The 16429-nt window shown below is 64.9% G+C and carries 12 protein-coding genes; 6 read left to right on the top strand and 6 right to left on the bottom strand.

Annotated elements, in window-relative coordinates; genetic code table 11:
• Positions 1 to 5: 5 nt before the first annotated feature.
• The gene (locus C480_RS08470) at positions 6 to 1166 is read left to right on the top strand and encodes a DUF7118 family protein (RefSeq protein ID WP_006665194.1); all 1161 of its coding nucleotides are present in this window, start codon (positions 6 to 8) and stop codon (positions 1164 to 1166) included.
• A 131-nt stretch (positions 1167 to 1297) separates the two neighbouring features.
• On the opposite strand, the gene C480_RS08475 is transcribed toward C480_RS08470, so the two are convergent.
• Entirely contained in the window at positions 1298 to 1525 is a 228-nt protein-coding gene (locus tag C480_RS08475) for a helix-turn-helix transcriptional regulator (protein WP_006665195.1), read from the bottom strand.
• Positions 1526 to 1529: 4 nt separating this feature from the next.
• Positions 1530 to 1934 (bottom strand): hypothetical protein, encoded by a 405-nt coding sequence (locus C480_RS08480; RefSeq protein WP_006665196.1) that lies wholly within the window; start codon positions 1932 to 1934, stop codon positions 1530 to 1532.
• A 180-nt stretch (positions 1935 to 2114) separates the two neighbouring features.
• Here C480_RS08480 and C480_RS08485 point away from each other — a divergent pair, with 180 nt between their 5' ends.
• A complete protein-coding gene (locus C480_RS08485; protein WP_006665197.1) occupies positions 2115 to 2564 on the top strand; it encodes a universal stress protein in 450 nt (149 codons plus the stop codon).
• 103 nt (positions 2565 to 2667) lie between these two features.
• Positions 2668 to 3177, top strand: coding sequence for an HPP family protein (locus C480_RS08490; protein WP_006665198.1), 510 nt, complete (start codon positions 2668 to 2670; stop codon positions 3175 to 3177).
• Between the two features lie 17 nt (positions 3178 to 3194).
• Here the strand turns inward: C480_RS08490 and C480_RS08495 are convergent, their stop codons facing one another.
• The 3 genes from C480_RS08495 to alaS all read right to left on the bottom strand — a co-directional run bounded on the left by C480_RS08495 (position 3195) and on the right by alaS (position 8525).
• Positions 3195 to 4562 (bottom strand): AMP-binding protein, encoded by a 1368-nt coding sequence (locus C480_RS08495; RefSeq protein WP_006665199.1) that lies wholly within the window; start codon positions 4560 to 4562, stop codon positions 3195 to 3197.
• An 80-nt stretch (positions 4563 to 4642) separates the two neighbouring features.
• On the bottom strand, positions 4643 to 5449 hold the full coding sequence (locus C480_RS08500) for an alpha/beta fold hydrolase (protein ID WP_006665200.1): 807 nt from the start codon (positions 5447 to 5449) through the stop codon (positions 4643 to 4645).
• Positions 5450 to 5744: 295 nt separating this feature from the next.
• Positions 5745 to 8525 (bottom strand): alanine--tRNA ligase, encoded by a 2781-nt coding sequence (gene alaS / locus C480_RS08510; protein ID WP_006665201.1) that lies wholly within the window; start codon positions 8523 to 8525, stop codon positions 5745 to 5747.
• A gap of 300 nt (positions 8526 to 8825) precedes the next feature.
• On the opposite strand from alaS, the gene C480_RS08515 reads away from it, so the two are divergent.
• On the top strand, positions 8826 to 11102 hold the full coding sequence (locus C480_RS08515) for a GAF domain-containing protein (RefSeq protein WP_006665202.1): 2277 nt from the start codon (positions 8826 to 8828) through the stop codon (positions 11100 to 11102).
• Positions 11103 to 11128: 26 nt separating this feature from the next.
• Here C480_RS08515 and C480_RS08520 read toward each other — a convergent pair whose 3' ends face one another.
• Complete coding sequence (locus C480_RS08520) at positions 11129 to 14221, bottom strand: replication factor C small subunit (protein ID WP_006665203.1); 3093 nt, start codon at positions 14219 to 14221, stop codon at positions 11129 to 11131.
• Positions 14222 to 14360: 139 nt separating this feature from the next.
• On the opposite strand from C480_RS08520, the gene C480_RS08525 reads away from it, so the two are divergent.
• Positions 14361 to 15512: a bactofilin family protein gene (locus tag C480_RS08525; RefSeq protein WP_006665204.1), complete on the top strand. Its 1152-nt coding sequence runs from the start codon at positions 14361 to 14363 to the stop codon at positions 15510 to 15512.
• Between the two features lie 575 nt (positions 15513 to 16087).
• Complete coding sequence (gene samp2 / locus C480_RS08530) at positions 16088 to 16348, top strand: ubiquitin-like small modifier protein SAMP2 (RefSeq protein WP_006665205.1); 261 nt, start codon at positions 16088 to 16090, stop codon at positions 16346 to 16348.
• Positions 16349 to 16429 lie beyond the last annotated feature (81 nt).

Consider the following 16429-nt stretch of genomic DNA (forward strand, 5'->3'; position numbering starts at 1 on the left):
GGCGAATGAGCGAACGCGTCCACCCCGCCGCCGACGTCGGCGACGAGACACCTACACCCCTCGAAGCGCTCGAAGCGGCCAGAGAACGGCTCGAGCAGGCAAATCGGCGCATCGAGGACCACGGCAGCGACGCCGTCGCCGAGGCCGCCGAAGCCTACCGCAACGCGGACGAACTCCTGACCGAGTACGTCGACCGAGCCACCGGCACCGGCCGCGAGAACTTCCAAGCCTACGTCGAACTCGAGGGCCAGTTCTCGACGCTGGTCGAAAGCCTCCCCGACGACCTGAAAGCGCGCGCGGCGTTCGACGACGCACTCGACGCGATCGACAAACGCCGTCTCAGCGAAAGCGACTTCGAACGCGCACACGACGCCCTCGAACCCGCCGCCCAGTACGCCGACCTGCTCGACGAACGCGAAGCCGCCCGCGAGGCTCTCGACGACGCCCGAACCGTCGCCGCCAAGCGCCGCCGCGAACTCGACGACGAGATCGGCGAGCGCGAACGACTCGTCGAACTCGGGACCGCCGATCTCGATGCCCCGGTCGAGCGGTTGCGAGACCCGATCGAGCGCTACAACGAGGCGGTCCGCGAGGCGTTCTCGGCGTATCTACACGAGACGTCGGCTCGCGATGTCTTCACCCTCCTCGAACGAAGCCAGTGGTACCCCTTCGTCGAGTTCAGACAGCCGCCCGCAGACCTGCGCGAGTACGTCGAAGAGAGCGCCGACGGCGAGGACACGATCCCGGAACTGCTCAAGTTCGCCGACTACTCGCGGTCGAAACTCGAGCACTACGTCGAGAGCGCGGACGTGCTCAAACGTCGGGTTGCGACCCAGCAGACCTATCTCGACGGAATCGACGCCGAGCCGCTGACCGTCGAGTGGCCGCCCGGTCCCGCCGGCGCGCTCCGACGCCGAGTCCGGGAGTATCGCCCGTTCGTCGCCCGCGTCGCCGACGAGGAGACGGTCGATCGACTCCGAGCGGTCCGCGAGTGCACGTTCGAGGACGAGTACGACCGCCTCCAGACGGCCGCTCAGGCGGTCGTCCGGCTCACGCCCGACGAGCGCGAGCAACTCGCAAGCGGCGCACTCGACGCTGAACTCGAGGCGCTACGAGAGGAGCAGGCTGCGCTCGAAGCCGCACTCGAGGTCGACGATCCGGTATAACGCGGTTCGAGACTGCGGCTGTGACGGGGTTTGAAACACAGTTTCGCTTAATGAGCAGTGAGTATCGGAGATCGATCATCGAGAAGCGAGAAACGAGAAGCGAGAAGCGAGAAGTGAGCATCGAGCATCGATCAGTCGTCAGGACTCGTCCCGTTTTCCGCCGCGAGTTCACCCGGTTCGAAAATGTCCTCGATCGGGCAGTCGAAGTACGCGGCGAGTTCGAACGCGAGTTCGAGCGAGGGGTCGTATCGCTCGCGTTCGATCGCGTTGATCGTCTGTCGGGTGACGTCGACGGCCGCGGCGAGGTCACCCTGGCTCAGGTCGGCCCGTTCGCGGCGGGTCCGAAGGTCGTTTTGCATACTGTTACGCTCGGAACCGGACGTACGTGTACGTACCGCCCCAGAGCAGCCAGAACGCACACCACGCCCAGAAGACGGAGAGGAGTTCCGAACTCCAGGTGAACCGCCCGAGGAGTTCGAGCGTCCACAGCGAGACGAAGACGGCGAAGCCGCCGAATCCGATCGCCGTCAGGACGAGGTCGCTCGTGCGAGCGGCCAGCGCCTCGTCGCGTTCGTCATAGACCGGCTGCGGTGACGCTCGCGGGATCGTGACGCCGACGGCAAACGCGGCGACGTAGACGACAGTGCCGATCAGCGCCTCGCCGACGGCGACCCCGAGGAGGAGCGCGGCGATGCCGACGACGTAACTCGCGTTCGACGCTCTACGGTACGTCCGGGAACTGAACTCGGAAATTGGGAGTGCGGTCATGGGTGGTCTCGGCGGGAACGGTGGAAAGTTCCCTTTACAGTAAAGGATGTTTTACACCCTTATGAAACTAGCCACTAGTCGGATTTCTGTCAGTGGATCGACCCCGGACGAGACCACCAAAGGTGGGCAGAATCGACGGCCGAGCACGGAGTTTTCACTGTCGGTCGCATAACGTCGGCCATGACTCGCCACCTGCTCGTTCCGATGGATGACTCCGAACCGGCTCGTGCAGCCCTCGAGCACGCGCTCTCGGTATTCCCCGACGACGAACTCACGGTTTTGCACGCCGTCGATGAACTCGAGGCCGGTTATGGCGGCGAGCCGTCAGCCGCCACTGCCGCCGTCAACGAGGGCAACGAGAGCGACGAGTTCGAGCCCGAGTTCTTTGCGACTGTCCGATCGATGGCCGCGGAATACGACCGGAGCGTCGAAACGGCCGTCGTCGAGGGTACGTCGGCAGCAGCGATCCTCGAGTTCGCTCGCGAGGAGGGCGTCGATCAGATCGTCATGGGAAGCGAGGGGCGATCGGGCGTTTCCCGGATGTTGCTCGGGAGTATCGCGGAGGGGGTCGCTCGACGCTCGACGGTTCCGGTGACGATCGTTCCGGGTGGAGAGACTGAGGAGGACTGACGAGTGACGAACGAACAGATGTTTAGCAGACAAGTGACGAACTGAGAGACGGCGGATCGCCGAAAATCGGCGGGTTTTCCAGGGCACAGCCCAATCGAGACGTATGGACGACAGGACGGGGACGACGCTACACACCGGCCTGCTTATCCTGACGACCGCCACGATCGCGTGGCTGTCCGGGCTGCCGATGCTGTTTCCGAGTCTCGGTCCGTCGGCGTTCGTCCTCGCGCTCTTTCAGGACAGTGACGCCACCTCGCCGCGGCGGGTGATCGGCGGGCACGCAATCGGCGTCGCCGCCGGATTACTGGCGTATCACCTGCTCGCGACCGGCGTCTCGATGACGAGTTCACCGCCGCCGGGGTCGATCGAGGGGCTTCGCCTCGCGGGGAGCGCCGTCCTCGCGACGATGCTCACGGCGGGCGGGATGCTCGCAACCGATACCCGTCATCCGCCCGCGTGCGCGACGACGCTGATCGTTTCGCTCGGCCTCCTCTCGACCGTCTTCGAGGGGGTGCTGATCGCGCTCACCGTCGTCGTCCTCGTCGTCGCACACCAACTCCTCCTCGCGACCGAGCGCGCGGGTGCGCGATACGAAAAGCGGCTCCGATCGTGAGGACGCACTCCCCGCGTTCAGCGTCGGACGTAGCGTCCGTCCTCGTCGCGGGCGAACGGTTGGCCGGTGTCGAACCAACCGTCGACGAACCGACCGGCGGCTGATGAGTCCGCATCGGTCGCGTCGGATTCTACTGCCTCGTGCTCCCGTTCCGTCTCCGCTCTCGTATCCGCCTTACTTTCGCTACCGACGGGCGGCGCGCGTTCGTCGGCGACGATCGGTCCCGTCACCTGCAACCGGCCGGTTCCCGCTCCCTCGAGTTCGGCGTCGCCGGCGTCTACCAGTCGCACGCGGCAGTCGAGCACCGGTCGGCCGACCGCGCCTGGGACGGACTGGGCGTCCGCTCGCTCGCCGTCTGGCGTCTCCCGGTTGCGCTCGACCGACTGCGCGAGAACGGTCGGACATTCGAGGCGGCCGTAGGCCCGCGAAACGGCGATCCTACTCGTGTTCGTGTTCCTGCGCTCACTTTTGTTCCCGTTCCCGTTCCCGTTCTCAGCGTCAGAATCAGTTCCGGGAGCAGTACCGGAGACCTCGCGGTAGGGCTCGAGAACGTCGTCTTCGACCGTCGAATCCGCGATCACCCGCTCGATCGATCCGATCGCGTCGTCGAACGCCGGTTCGGCCGCGAGATCCCGGAGTGCCGGCGTGCGTCCCGCCAGAAGCGTCGCGTTCTCGGCCGCGATCGCCGTCAGCGCGTCGCCGGGATCGAACGCTCGATCGAGCAGCAGTCGACCGCCGGCATAGAGGAGGGGAAGCGCGACTCGAATGAGCCCGTCCGGCGTCGACAGCGGCGCGACGAGCGGTGCTACGTCGTCCTGCGTGATCCCCCACGTCACGAGCGCCGTGATGCAGTTCCACTCGAGCGTCCGCGCGGAGAACCCGGCAACCGGCTGGCCGCCGTCACCGTGCAAGCACAACAGCGGGTTCGACGCGTCGGATTCGTCCCGCCAGTCCGCCTCGGGGGAAACGGTCGCCAATTCTTCCAGCGTCACCGACCGATCGAACGGGATCGAGCGGACCAGATCGCGCTGAGCCGGCTCGGCGACGACGAGTTCGGGATCGATCGCGTCGAAGGGGCGTTCCACGGTCACCGGCGTCAGTAGGTGCGAGATCGGGGCGAGCGTCGCGCCGAGTCGGCGGCAGGCGAAGAGGAGCGCGAGCGAGAGCACGCGGTTGCGCGAGACCAGACAGACGGTATCGCCGGGGTCGATATCGAGCCCCGAGAGCCGGGCACCCGCCCAGTCGGCGAGCGTCGAGAGATCGCCGTAGGTGAGCCGCTCCTCGCTGATCGTCTCGGCGGGCGCGTACAGCCGTTCTTCCGAGATGTCGACGACGGCCGTTCGGTCGGGAAAGCGTTCGGCCCGTCGCGAGAGCGAAAGGGTCACGGGAGCACGAACGACGCTCGCAGCCGTAATACGAGAGGGGTCATTCGCAAGCACGCATCGGACGAGGCGTCGCCGGGCGCTTACGATTCGCCCGCCGGCGAGTTCACCTGCGATTCCAGAAATCCGAGCAGCAGATCGTTGGCGTCTCGCGAGCGCTCGACGAACGCGAGGTGGCCCGCTCCCTCGAGTTCGGTGAACTCGCCCCGCGGCAATCCCCGGGCGAGTTCGCGTCCGGCCGCGGACGCGACGAGGTCGTCCTCGCTCCCATGGAATATCCGCGTCGGCTGCGTCACCTCGACGAGCCACTCAGTCGCGTCGAACTCGTCGAGGGCCGCACGCTGTGCCTCCCAACCCGCCCGGTCGGCGTCGCCGTCGGCCCGCCAGTCGACGATCCCCTCGACCGCGTCGGGTTGGGCGGCGCTGAACTCGTCCGAGAGGGCCGCCTCGAGCGAGTCGCGAATCGCCTCGCGATCGGTCGGCGGCGCGAACAGGGCATCGAGACCGAACTCGTCGCCGCGGGCGGCGGTGCCGAACAGCGACAGCGTCGCGACGCGATTCGTGGTTCGGGCCGCCGCGAGCGCGATCGCGCCGCCGAGTCCGCAGCCGACGAGGTGGGCATTGTGGATATCGCACTCCGCGAGGACCGCCTCGAGATCGGCGACGAGTTCGGACATGGCGTACGGAGCCGGCGGGGCGTCCGAGCGGCCGGTTCCCCGGAGGTCCCAGACGACGGTTTCGAAGGGGCCGGTGAGCGCGGCGTGTTGCCAGCCCCAGAGCCAGCCGCCGAGGCCGGCCTCGGAGACGAAGACGACGGGGGCGGCGTCGCCCGCGGTATTGCCCTCGCGGTCGTAGTACAGCGAGACGCTCCCGTTCGATGCGATCGGCATGGCTACGGCAAGGAGACGAGCGAGGGTGAAAGCGACGATTTCCTCGCCAGACCGCGGCCCGACGCGGGTTCGACCTCCGCGTCACCGTCGAGGCGACGCTCAAGGTGGCAGGTACCCTCGGTCTCGGCCAAACGTACGACCTCGAGGGTGAACTCGTTCGAACGCTTCCGGGGACCGATCGGGTCGAGTGAGGAGTGAGATTGATGCAGTCGATCGACTGCGAGGATCGTCACTAGCAGGTCGCAGTCGTTCGAGCGAAGTCAATCGACGAACAGAGAAGATCCGAGTGAGCTCGTTACGCGTCCAGGACCTGCCGCAACACGTCCGGCGCATCCTCGAGTGCCGCATCGAGATCCTCGACGTTCGGTCCGCCGCCCTGTGCGAAGTCCGGCGGACCGCCGCCGCCGCCGCCGACCTTCGCGGCGAGTTCGCCGACGACCTCGCCGGCGTTGACGGCGACGTCGTCCGGCACCGCGACGACGAACTGGGCACCGCTCTCGCCGCTGCCGAGAACGGCGATACTGCCCTCCTCGGCGATGGCGTTCGCGGTCGCGCGCAGTTCGTCCACGTCGGTATCGAGTCGGTCGACGACGGCCGTCCGATCGCCGATATCGAACTCGTCGCCGCCGCCACCGCCGCCGGCGCGGGCGGCCGCGAGCTGTTCCGTGAGGTCGTCGATCTGCTTGCCGCGATCCTTCCACTCCCGGAAGAACCGTGCTGCGGTCTCGGGAACGTCCTCCGGGGAGACGTCGAGCGTTTCGGCGGCCTCGTAGAGGGCGTCCTCGTTGGCCTGGGTCGCCTCGAGTGCGGCTTCGCCGGCCGCGAAGGTGATCCGCTCGACGCCGTCTTGCACGCGCTCGGTGGTCAGGATCTTGATCGCGCCGATGTCGCCGGTTCGGTCAACGTGCGTGCCGCCGCAGGCCTGCACGTCGTCGGCGACGTGGATGAGCCGGATCTGTTCGCCCGGCGGGATGCCGCCCTGGTAGAGGTCGAAGCCGTGTTCGGACTCGGCGTCGTGGCGGTCAGGCCACTCCTGGGAGACCGACGTGTTGTCCATCACGAGTTCGTTCGCGACGCGTTCGATTTCCTTGACGTCGTCGCGGGAGATGCGGTCGTAGTGGCGTAGGTCGATCCGCGAGGAGTCGATGCCCTTCTGTGCGCCGGCCTGGCGGACGTGCTCGCCGAGGACCTCGCGCGCGGAGTGGATGATGATGTGCGTGGCCGTGTGGTGGCGCATGAGTTGGCGGCGACGGCCGGCGTCGAGTTGGCCGTTGACGAACTCGCCCTTGCCGAGTCGCTCGTCGGTGCGGTGGAGGATGACGCCGTCTTCGATCTGCACGTCGCGGACGTCGACGGTCGCGTCGTCGGTCGAGAGCGTCCCCTTGTCGGCGGGTTGACCGCCGCCTTCGGGGTAGAACATCGTCTGATCGAGGACGACGTCGTAGCCGTCCTCGCGTTCGAAGACGTCGAGCACGACGGCCTCGAACTGGGTTCGCTGCTGGTCGTCGTAGTAGAGTCGTTCCGTCTCGGGAAGGTCCGCGAAGCGCTCATCTTCCTCGTCGGCCGCCTCTTCGACCGTCTCTGGGGTATCGTGGCGCTTGGCGACGAGACTGTAGAAGTCGTCGGGGACGGCGACCTCGGCACCGGATTCTTCGGCGATTTCCTCGACCATGTCCGGCTGGATGCCGTGGGAATCGTAGAGTTCGATCAGTTCCTCGGTGGGGATCGGCTCGCCCTTCTTGGCGTACTCCTCGGCGAGGCTCTCGACGCGGCGGCCGCCGCGTTCTAAGGTCTCGCGGTACTTCTCGACCTCGGTGCGGACGATATCGCGGATGGTGTCGCGGTTCTCGTACTCCAGGCGCTCGGCCTGCATGTCGACGAGTTCATCGAGCGGTGCGTCGACGCCGACGGTGTCACAGAGGCGCTTGGTGCGCCGGAGAACCATCCGGGCGAGGTAGCCGGTGCCGACGTTCGAGGGGACGATGCCGTCACCGAGCATGTACGCGAGGGTGCGGGAGTGGTCGGCGATGGCGTAGATGTCCTCAAGGGGCTCCATCAGGTCCTCGAGTTCGCCGGCGTCGACGTCGAGTTCGGCCGCGATGTCGCCGCGGGCGGTTTCCATGTCCTCGGCCTCGTCGATGTCCATGTGGCCCGCGAGTTTGGCGGCGCGGTGGATGAGCGCCTCCTCGTCGTCGGAGTGGTCGATCCCCGCGTTGTCCTTTAGGAACTCGATCATGTCGGGGTAGACCGCCTCGTAGACCGTCGGGGTTCCCTGGGACACCCAGGTCCACCGTTCCAGACCGTAGCCGGTGTCGACGATGTAGGTGTCCATGTAGGAGTAGCGGTTCCCGTCTTTCATCTCGAACTCGCCGTCGGGGTCTTGCTCCATGCACATGAAGACCAGCGTGGCGAGTTCGACGCCGCGGTAGATGACCTCGATCGCGGGGCCGGCGTTGCCGCCGCCGACCCACGGATCCTCGATGTAGATGACCTCTTCTAAGTCGACGCCCATCGAGTCGAAGAACTCGTCGCAGAGTTCGACGGTGTGGTCCTTCCAGTAGACCTCGCCCTGGTAGGCGTACTGGTCGGGGTCGTCCAGATCCTCGCGAGCGTTGAACGCGTGGTGGGCCATCATTTCGAAGGCCATGGTGTGGCGGCCGGTCTTCCCGACGTTGTCGATATCCTGCATCCGGATGCAGGGCTGGGAGACGGTGAGCGGGTTCGCCGGCGGCGGCGTCTCGCCGCTGGTGACGAGCGGTTGGAAGTCGTAGATCGACGCCTGGGTCAGCAGGACGTCGTCTCGCCAGCGGTTCGCCGCGACCGGATACGGGTCGATCCGTTCGTGGTCGTGGGATTCGAAGAACGAGAGGAACGCCTCGCGCATCTCCGTGAGGTTGTAAGCCTCGTCGAAACCGGGATTGTCGATGAAGTCGTACTCCTCGCAGGGCGGTTCCCCGCAGGTTTCCCGGTCGTGGTCGCGCGTCCAGAAGTGCGCACCACAGGAGGGACATTCCTTGCGGACGAATCCCTCCGTCTCGAAATACTCGAGACGATACTCCTCCTCAAGTGCACTCATTATACACGTGTTGGCCATGCAGGGCGTAAAACAGTTCCGCAACGTTCATTGTCCGAGAATCGCCTTGCCGTCGGCCGGTTCGTAAGAAGTTGAGACTGTTCAGTTATTAGTTATGTCGAGTACAAATAAGTCACAGTGAGATAAATCATCCGGAGAGAGCGTGTTCTCGAATAGTCGACGGCACGTGTATCCGATAATAACAGATAGTTGTATTGTTAGGAAAGGGAGACACTCAGCAGAATCTTTATCGTGGTGATACGGACAGTACGAATAGACGATCAGTCAGAGGGCACCACGACGATGGGGAACGAGACATCACGACACCGACCGCAGACGATCCTCTACGTGGCCGCAACCGACGAGGCGGCCCGGAGCGGAGCGACGGCGCTCGAACGGGTTCCTGCAGGGCCAAAGCGGGCCGTCCGGCCGACGACATCCGTCGAGCGCGTTCGAAACTGGGCTCCGAACGTCGATTGCGTCGTCTTCGCCGAAACGCCGACGACCCCCGCCGGCGCGCACCTCCTCGAGGTCGCCGACGCCTGCGGGTCGACTCCCCTCGTGCTCTTCAGCGAGTCCGCCTACGGCGCGACCGCCGCCCGTTCGACCGACGGCATCGACGGCTACGTCCGCCGTGACACTGACAACGCTATCGCGCATCTCGCCGACGAACTCACCTGGCTGTGCTACGGCGACGAGGCGGCCGCGACAGCCGAGTCCGCCGATCGATCCGCCGGGACGAGTTCAGTTCTCGCGGCCGCCGCCGACCTGATCGCACGCCGCGACCGGGACCGGTTGCTCGAGCACCTCGTCGAGGCCACCGTCGAGGCGATAGACACCGACCGGTGCTGGATCGCGACCGTCAACTTCGGCGAACTCGTGCCGCAGACGACGGCAGCGGGCGTCGATGCAACGGCGATCGAACCGGTGTCGACCGGCGGCCCGCTCGGGGAGGCGTTCCGCGCGGGCGAGTCGCTCCGGCTCCCGGACCTCGAAGGGCGAACTGAACTCGAGTCGCCGTGGTCGGACGCACGATCGCTGTGTAGCGTCCCCATCGCCGATCTCGGCGTCTTGCAGATTGCCGCCGACACCCCGGAGGCGTTCGACGACGCCGACGTGGCGCTCCTCGAGTCGCTCTGTGCGGTCGCGAGCGCCGTTCTCGAACGGAACCGTGCCGAGACGCGCCTCACCGCCGAACGGGATCGGTTACGGAACGAACTCGACGCCCGCACGAGCGAGCGAAACCGACTCGCCGACGAGCAAGCGGTGATCGGGCAGGCCGCCGAACACCTTGCAGCCGAGCGCGATCGCTTCCGAGCGGCGTTTTCGAGCGCGCCGCTGCCGATGCTGCGGTACGAGATCGATGGCCCCCGCTCAAACGCAGACGCTGCTCGAGACGCACGTCCGGAGTCAATCCCAGATACGCCGGATTCCGAGCCGAATCAGGCTCCCGAAGCGACCATTACGGACGTCAACACCGCCTTCGAGACGACGTTCGGCGAGGAGCGAGCCACCGTTCTCGGCCAGCCGGTCAGCGACTACACCGTTCCCTCGGGAGTTCGCGACCGCGAAACCGAACTCACCGAGGCGCTCCGCGCGGGCGGCCGACGCGAACTCGAGTGTCGCCGCGAAACGACCGACGGCATCCGCGAGTTCAGCGTGACGGTCGTGCCGCTCGAACGGGCGGCGCGGGACCGACGGGACGGTGGAGACGACGAGATCGAACCCGGATCGGGAACCGAATCCGCGCCCGATAGCGCACCCACCGACCACCCGACCGGCATTCTCTACTTCACCGACATCACCGACCGGACCCGCACGCAGCGGGCGCTCACGGCCGCTACCCGACGCCTCGACGCCATCGCAACCCTGCTCGAAGACGAGGTCCAGACGCCGCTTAACGTCGCCCGCGGCTACCTCGAACTCGTCGAGAAAACCGGCGACGGCGACCACTTCGAGGTGATCGACGACGCACACCTGCAACTGACCGACCACGTCGAATCGCTGTACGAACTCGCCACTACCGACGAGATCCTCGCCGAGACCGAACCGGTCGCGATCCACGACGTCGCACGGCGCGCCTGGCTCACCGTCGACACCGGCGACGCCGAACTCGTGGTCGAATCGACCCTGATGCTCGAAGCCGACAGAGTGCGGTTGCACGACCTGTTCGAGTCGGTCCTGCGGCTCGTCACCGGGAACGATAGCGAAAACGGGACGGGTACCGTCCCACCGTCGGTGACGATCACCGTCGGGGCGACCGAGGACGGCTTCTACGTGGCACGCGACGGGCCGGCAGCCGACGATCCGCGGTTCGATCGCGCTCCCGAGGACCCGGGCAAAGAGGGCGCGACAGCCGCCGACAGCGATGGGACCGCGCACCGATCGACATCGACAACGACAACGACAGCAAGCGCAACCGACCCCGACCACCCCGACTATCCCGCCCGCCCCGACACCGACGGCGCACGTGAACTCGTCGAACAGATCGCCGATGCGCACGGCTGGGATGTCGGAATCGCTGCAGATGAGGCTCGGACGGCGTTCGCGTTTCGGGGCGTCGATTCGGTCGATCTCTAGGGACGACGGCCCGCGTGAACTCGTCGCTACTCGTCTTCGAGTGCCAGGGATGCGAGCATCGCTTCGAGCTGCAGACGCTCGTTCGCGCCCTCGGTGATCCGGAAGTCGACCTCGCCGAGTCGTTCGAGCAGTCGCACCGTCGCCCGTTCGGGGATGTCGAACGTCCAGGCCGACCGGTGAAGCTGGTCGATAACGTCGCCGCCCGCGAGCCCGCGGTCGGTCAAGAGGTCCTCGAGCGTCGCGCGGGCGGCGGTGAAATCGCCGGCGATGGCGTGGTCGACCATCTCCTCGACCTCTTCGGGCCGAGCCGTGGCGGTGATCGCAAAGACGGTCTCTTCATCGACCGTTTCGCCCATCACGGCCGCGGCCTGCAGGGCGTTGATCGCCTTGCGCATGTCGCCGTCGGCTGCGTAGACGAGCGCGTCGACGCCGTCGTCGGTGACCTCGATCCCCTCTGTCTCGGCAATTTCGCGGACCTGCGCCTCGATGGCGTCCTCGGTGAGTTCGGTAAAGCGGAAGACGGCGCAGCGGGACTGAATCGGGTCGATGATCTGGCTCGAGTAGTTACACGAGAGGATAAAGCGGGTGTTGTTCGAGAACTGCTCCATCGTCCGGCGCAGGGCCGACTGGGCGTCGGAGGTGAGCGCGTCGGCCTCGTCTAAGAAGATGATGCGGTGGTCGTAGCCGCCGAAGGAGGCGCGCGCGAAGTCCTTGATCCGGTCGCGGACGACGTCGATCCCGCGCTGGTCGGAGGCGTTGAGCTCGAGGAAGTTCTCGCGCCAGTCGTCGTCGTAGACCTCGCGAGCGATGGCTTGCGCTGCCGTTGTGTTGTGCATAACCGTTGGTATGTCCCCCGCGACGTAGTTTCGGGTTCCGGGTACCGTAAGGTCGTAGACCCGCTGCTCGTCCTCCACTTGCTCTACAGTCGACACGCGGTCGAAGTAGAGCGTGCCGCGGGAGAACCGATCGAGCGCGACCAGTCGTTCGACGGTGTCCATCGAACACATCTCGTCGGCGATGTCGTGAACTCGATCAGCGACGGTCTCGAATCGTGGGAGGGACGCAAGATCGTGGTCATCGTTCTCGACGAGTTGTCGGACGTCTCTTCCGAGCAACTCCGTCCCCTCGGCGATACGATTGTCCGAAACGCCGAGTGCATCGATCACGGTCCGGAGCGATTGCTGTACGGAGGCGATATCCGGCGTTTCAGTGTGCGACTCTACCGCGGCAAGCAACTCTCCTGTGCGACTTGCGGTTGGCGACCGTCGTCCGTCGGAGTACTCGAGTAGCCGGTCCGTCCGGATTCCTGTTTTCTCCTCGACCTCTTTCCGCATCTCGAGCGGCCCCAGTGCGTTCCGCTGACCGATCCACGCCGTTGGAACGGCGGTCACCGACTGAATATCGGATCGAACCTGCTCTATCTCTTGCTTGGCCTGCTGTGCGGCCTCGAGACGATCTGACGCCGCCTCGAGAACGCGGTCGATGTCCTCGAGGTGGGATTCACGACCGGGATTGTCGGGGTGCAGGCTCTCGGTCACCAGTGGCTCCTTTTTCAGTGCGAGCGTGCAACAGAGGTCGTCGACGGCCGCCTGTGCAGGCATCGTATCGTAATTCGGGTTCCCAGAGCCGGCCGTCGCGTCGGCGAGACGATCGCGCTTGTAGTCGATAGTGAATCCGACGGCGTCCTCGAAACGCGAGAGCGCCGACACACCCGAGACGTATAGGGTGTGGTATTCGCGCTTCGTTTTAGAGCCGTTCGTCGCGGTCTTCTCGGCGCAGTCGCGTCGCGTCTGAATTCCAAACGAAGCGAGCAGATACGAACAGAGTGTGATCAGCGACTCGTCTTTCTGTGTCAGTTCGATCGTTCCCTGATCTGCGACGTAGGCCTCCGAATCGAAAACAGCCCGCAGGAACGCTGCTCGGACGTCTTCCGGGGCATGAACGAGGGTTGAACCGATAGCAGACGCCGACGAATCACCGAAGACATCGAAGGAGGATTCGAGGAGATGATGGAGCGATTTGGTCTGAAGTTCGACGTACGGCACGCCTTTCTGTACACCGCGGGCCGTCTCGACATCGAACAGGTCCTGTGCAATTCGTTCGAACGACGTACAGAGGTCGTCATCGGTGTTGTAGAACTTGATACGGCCGTTGTCGATCCGTGCTTCGCTGATCGCGAATCCAACGAAACGCGCCAGGTCCGGAGTGAGTTTCCAGGGAGGCGTGATCGGGCTGGATCGCCTGTTGTACCGCGTAACGTAGCTGACGGATTCGACATGAGATCGAAGTTCCGATTCCTCGACATCGAGCGATCGAAGATACGTCAGTGAACAGGTCGTGGACGGTTCGTCGAGATCGACCGAAACCGCGCGTTTGTAATTTTGAGCGGTTTTACGAGAGACATCGGACTCGGCGACGATTTCGTCGATCGAATAGCCGCGGCGGAGACAGCCGATTACCGTTTTCTTCTGTCCGACGTAGTTCTCTTCCACCGGAATCTCGTATCGCTGAGCGAATGGCTTCGAGACAGTGACGAACGTCCGATTGCCATCCATTGACGAGAGCCAGTCAAGCGACGGTGATGAGTCGTCGGCGACGGGTGTTTCTAGCGGCCGAGCAATTCGTTCTCCATCAGTGATCGACTCGGCTTGCTTCCAGGAGAGACCCGTCTCGTCAGCGACGAGGAGTTTGTGTTCGGGCGTAACCGTGATCTCGTTTCCATCCCGCGTCTCGATCGAAATGAGATTAGCCGCTTCTTTGGAGAAGACGTGCGACGGAGCGGCGTACTCAAACGAGCCGTCGTCGTTGTACGTGAGGATCTCGAGGTCATCGTCCGGTGTATCGAAGCCGTCAATAGCACCGACGACTGCAGATATCGGGGTGATCCCCTTGTTCGTCAATACCGGTGTCTCGCCGGTAACACACTTCCCGGTGCCGGCCGGCCCCGCAAACATGAGGTGGGGCAGGTCGTCTTGCTCGACGTACCGCTCGAGACGCGGAACGATATTCTCGTGGCCCTTGATCTCGTCGAGTCGCTCCGGGCGGTACTTCTCGATCCAGACCTCGGTCTTGCCGGGAGTCGACTCGGCGACCTCGGCGTCCGCGTCGGCGTCGCTCATACCGGACCAAGGAGTGGCCCGAAGATAAAACGACCGAACGACACCGTCGTCGCCACTGCGACCGATCCGGTACGAAACCGACGTATCTAGCCATTGAACGAATGACAGATTTTTCACACTCGTCGGGAAAGATATACTCATGGTGACAAAACAGACGGCCCGGACGAGTTCGCGTCGCGGATCAGTGCTCCTCGTCCTGGTGCTCGTCATCCTCGTCGGCTGTAGCGCGCTTTCGGCACCGGTCGCCGCACAGACCGACACGCGAACCGGGGGGACCATCACCGTCGAAGCGGACGAGACCGTCGATAGCCTCACCGCCGTCGGCGGCACCGTCATCGTCGAAGGGACCGTCACCGGCGATGTGAGCGCCGCTGCGGGTGAAGTTCGAATCGAGGGCGACGTCGGCGGCGATCTCGAAGCGGGGGCTGGGAGCGTCACGATCACCGGCACCGTCGACGGGGATGTCGACGCCGGGGCCGGCGGCTTTGAACTCGCCGAGGGCGCGACCATCGGTGGCGACCTGACGGCCGGCAGCGGCGGGGCGACGATCGACGGGACGATCGAGGGCGACGCCGAAATCGGGGCCGAAACGACCCGCCTCGGCGACGAGGCCGCGATCGAGGGCGACCTGCGCTACGGCGGCGATCTCGAGGGCAACACCGACGCCGTCGCCGGGACTATCGAGTACGACTCCACGTTGGGCAACGACTTCCTTCCCTCGTTCGACCCGATCGGCTCCCTCCTCGTGTCCGCGTACGTCCTCGCGCTGAACCTGTTGTTCGGAGCCATATTACTGGCGCTCTTTCCGCTGTTCTCCGATCGCGTTGCGGGCCGCGTCGCGGAGACGCCCGCCCGGTCGGGACTGGCGGGCCTCGGCGTCCTCATCGGCGTTCCGATCCTGCTCGTCGCGCTCGCGATCACGGTCATCGGGATTCCGCTCTCGATCGTCGGCGCGTTCGTCTTCGCGCTGCTCGTCTGGATCGCCGGCATCTACGGCTGGTTCGCCGTGGCAGCGTGGCTCCTCTCGCTTGCCGGCATCGGAAACCGGTGGATCGCACTCGTCGTCGGCCTCGTCGGCGGCGCACTCATCGCACAAATCCCCTGGATCGGCGGCCCGCTCAACTTCATCGTCCTGCTGCTGGGACTCGGTGCGCTCGCGCTCGCGCTGTTCGGCCACCGGCGAGCGGTCCGCGAGCGAGAACGGCGACGGGACCGAGAGCCGCGGGCGGATACACGAACGGACCGCGACACCCGCGATAGCTTCGATTCCGACGAACCGGCGGCCGAATGAGTCGGTCGTGTGCCTACGCTGAATGCGAATATCAATGAGGGCGTCATAGAGCTCTGCTCAAGAATTGGTTTTACCCCAGACACCGGTGAATCAGCCGGTAGGTCTGCGAACCTACCAGAACAGTCGGTTAGTCCGAAGTGGTACATATCGAAACGATCTACGGCAATTTATGTCGGGTAATAAATCCAATTCTGGGAGCCTGTATGCCCGACTGCCGTGGAGTGTGAAACTCGGCTTTGCACTGCTAAGTCCGGTGTACGCTGTAGCGATACTGACCGACACTATCAAGGACCCAATCCCAAATGACGTCTGGGCAATCATCTGGTTCGCGGTGGCTGTTGGTCTGCTCGTACGTGCGGTTCGTCTGCACAGACAGTCGTGATAGGCTTACACACTGTATGTAACGCTCGCCGAGATCAACACAATCGGTACGCGAACCGTCCCCTGACAGTCATTACCAAACTAACACTGACCGAACCAAACGGTAACCCGATTTGCACACCGATACCGCGCGAATACGAACTCGCGACAAACACGAACGACGCGCTCAAGACCTACCCTCGATAATCCCGTATATGCGCGTCACCGTCGATATCAAAGGCGAGGGAACCCACGAAATCGAACTCGCAACGCTGAACGAGGAGCGCAGCGACGGCGACGCCACGAGTTCAGCGCAGCCGTCGGTCGCGACCGAGCCGACGTATGCGGATCTGCTTCGCGAGGTCGACCTCAGCCCGCACGAGGTGAGCGTGCTGGTCGACGGGCGGCCGGTGCCGGAGGATCAGCCGGTCGAGAGCGAGCACGTGACGGTGTTGCGGCTGATCAAGGGCGGTTGACGCTGGCGGCGTCGGGTGGAGCGAGTGGCGCGGACGGCGTGTATCGCACGGGTGCGCGGATACTACGGCTCGGGAGGGCCT

It is taken from the genome of Natrialba aegyptia DSM 13077, from assembly GCF_000337535.1.
In the GTDB taxonomy this organism is placed as follows: Archaea; Halobacteriota; Halobacteria; order Halobacteriales; family Natrialbaceae; genus Natrialba; species Natrialba aegyptia.

Excerpts from the sequence above, each read along its gene's own strand:
- C480_RS08470 (WP_006665194.1), top strand. The coding sequence starts at position 6 with ATGAGCGAACGCGTCCACCCCGCCGCCGACGTCGGCGACGAGACACCT.
- C480_RS08475 (WP_006665195.1), bottom strand. The coding sequence starts at position 1,525 with ATGCAAAACGACCTTCGGACCCGCCGCGAACGGGCCGACCTGAGCCAG.
- C480_RS08480 (WP_006665196.1), bottom strand. The coding sequence starts at position 1,934 with ATGACCGCACTCCCAATTTCCGAGTTCAGTTCCCGGACGTACCGTAGA.
- C480_RS08485 (WP_006665197.1), top strand. The coding sequence starts at position 2,115 with ATGACTCGCCACCTGCTCGTTCCGATGGATGACTCCGAACCGGCTCGT.
- C480_RS08490 (WP_006665198.1), top strand. The coding sequence starts at position 2,668 with ATGGACGACAGGACGGGGACGACGCTACACACCGGCCTGCTTATCCTG.
- C480_RS08500 (WP_006665200.1), bottom strand. The coding sequence starts at position 5,449 with ATGCCGATCGCATCGAACGGGAGCGTCTCGCTGTACTACGACCGCGAG.
- alaS (WP_006665201.1), bottom strand. The coding sequence starts at position 8,525 with ATGAGTGCACTTGAGGAGGAGTATCGTCTCGAGTATTTCGAGACGGAG.
- C480_RS08515 (WP_006665202.1), top strand. The coding sequence starts at position 8,826 with ATGGGGAACGAGACATCACGACACCGACCGCAGACGATCCTCTACGTG.
- C480_RS08520 (WP_006665203.1), bottom strand. The coding sequence starts at position 14,221 with ATGAGCGACGCCGACGCGGACGCCGAGGTCGCCGAGTCGACTCCCGGC.
- C480_RS08525 (WP_006665204.1), top strand. The coding sequence starts at position 14,361 with ATGGTGACAAAACAGACGGCCCGGACGAGTTCGCGTCGCGGATCAGTG.
- samp2 (WP_006665205.1), top strand. The coding sequence starts at position 16,088 with ATGCGCGTCACCGTCGATATCAAAGGCGAGGGAACCCACGAAATCGAA.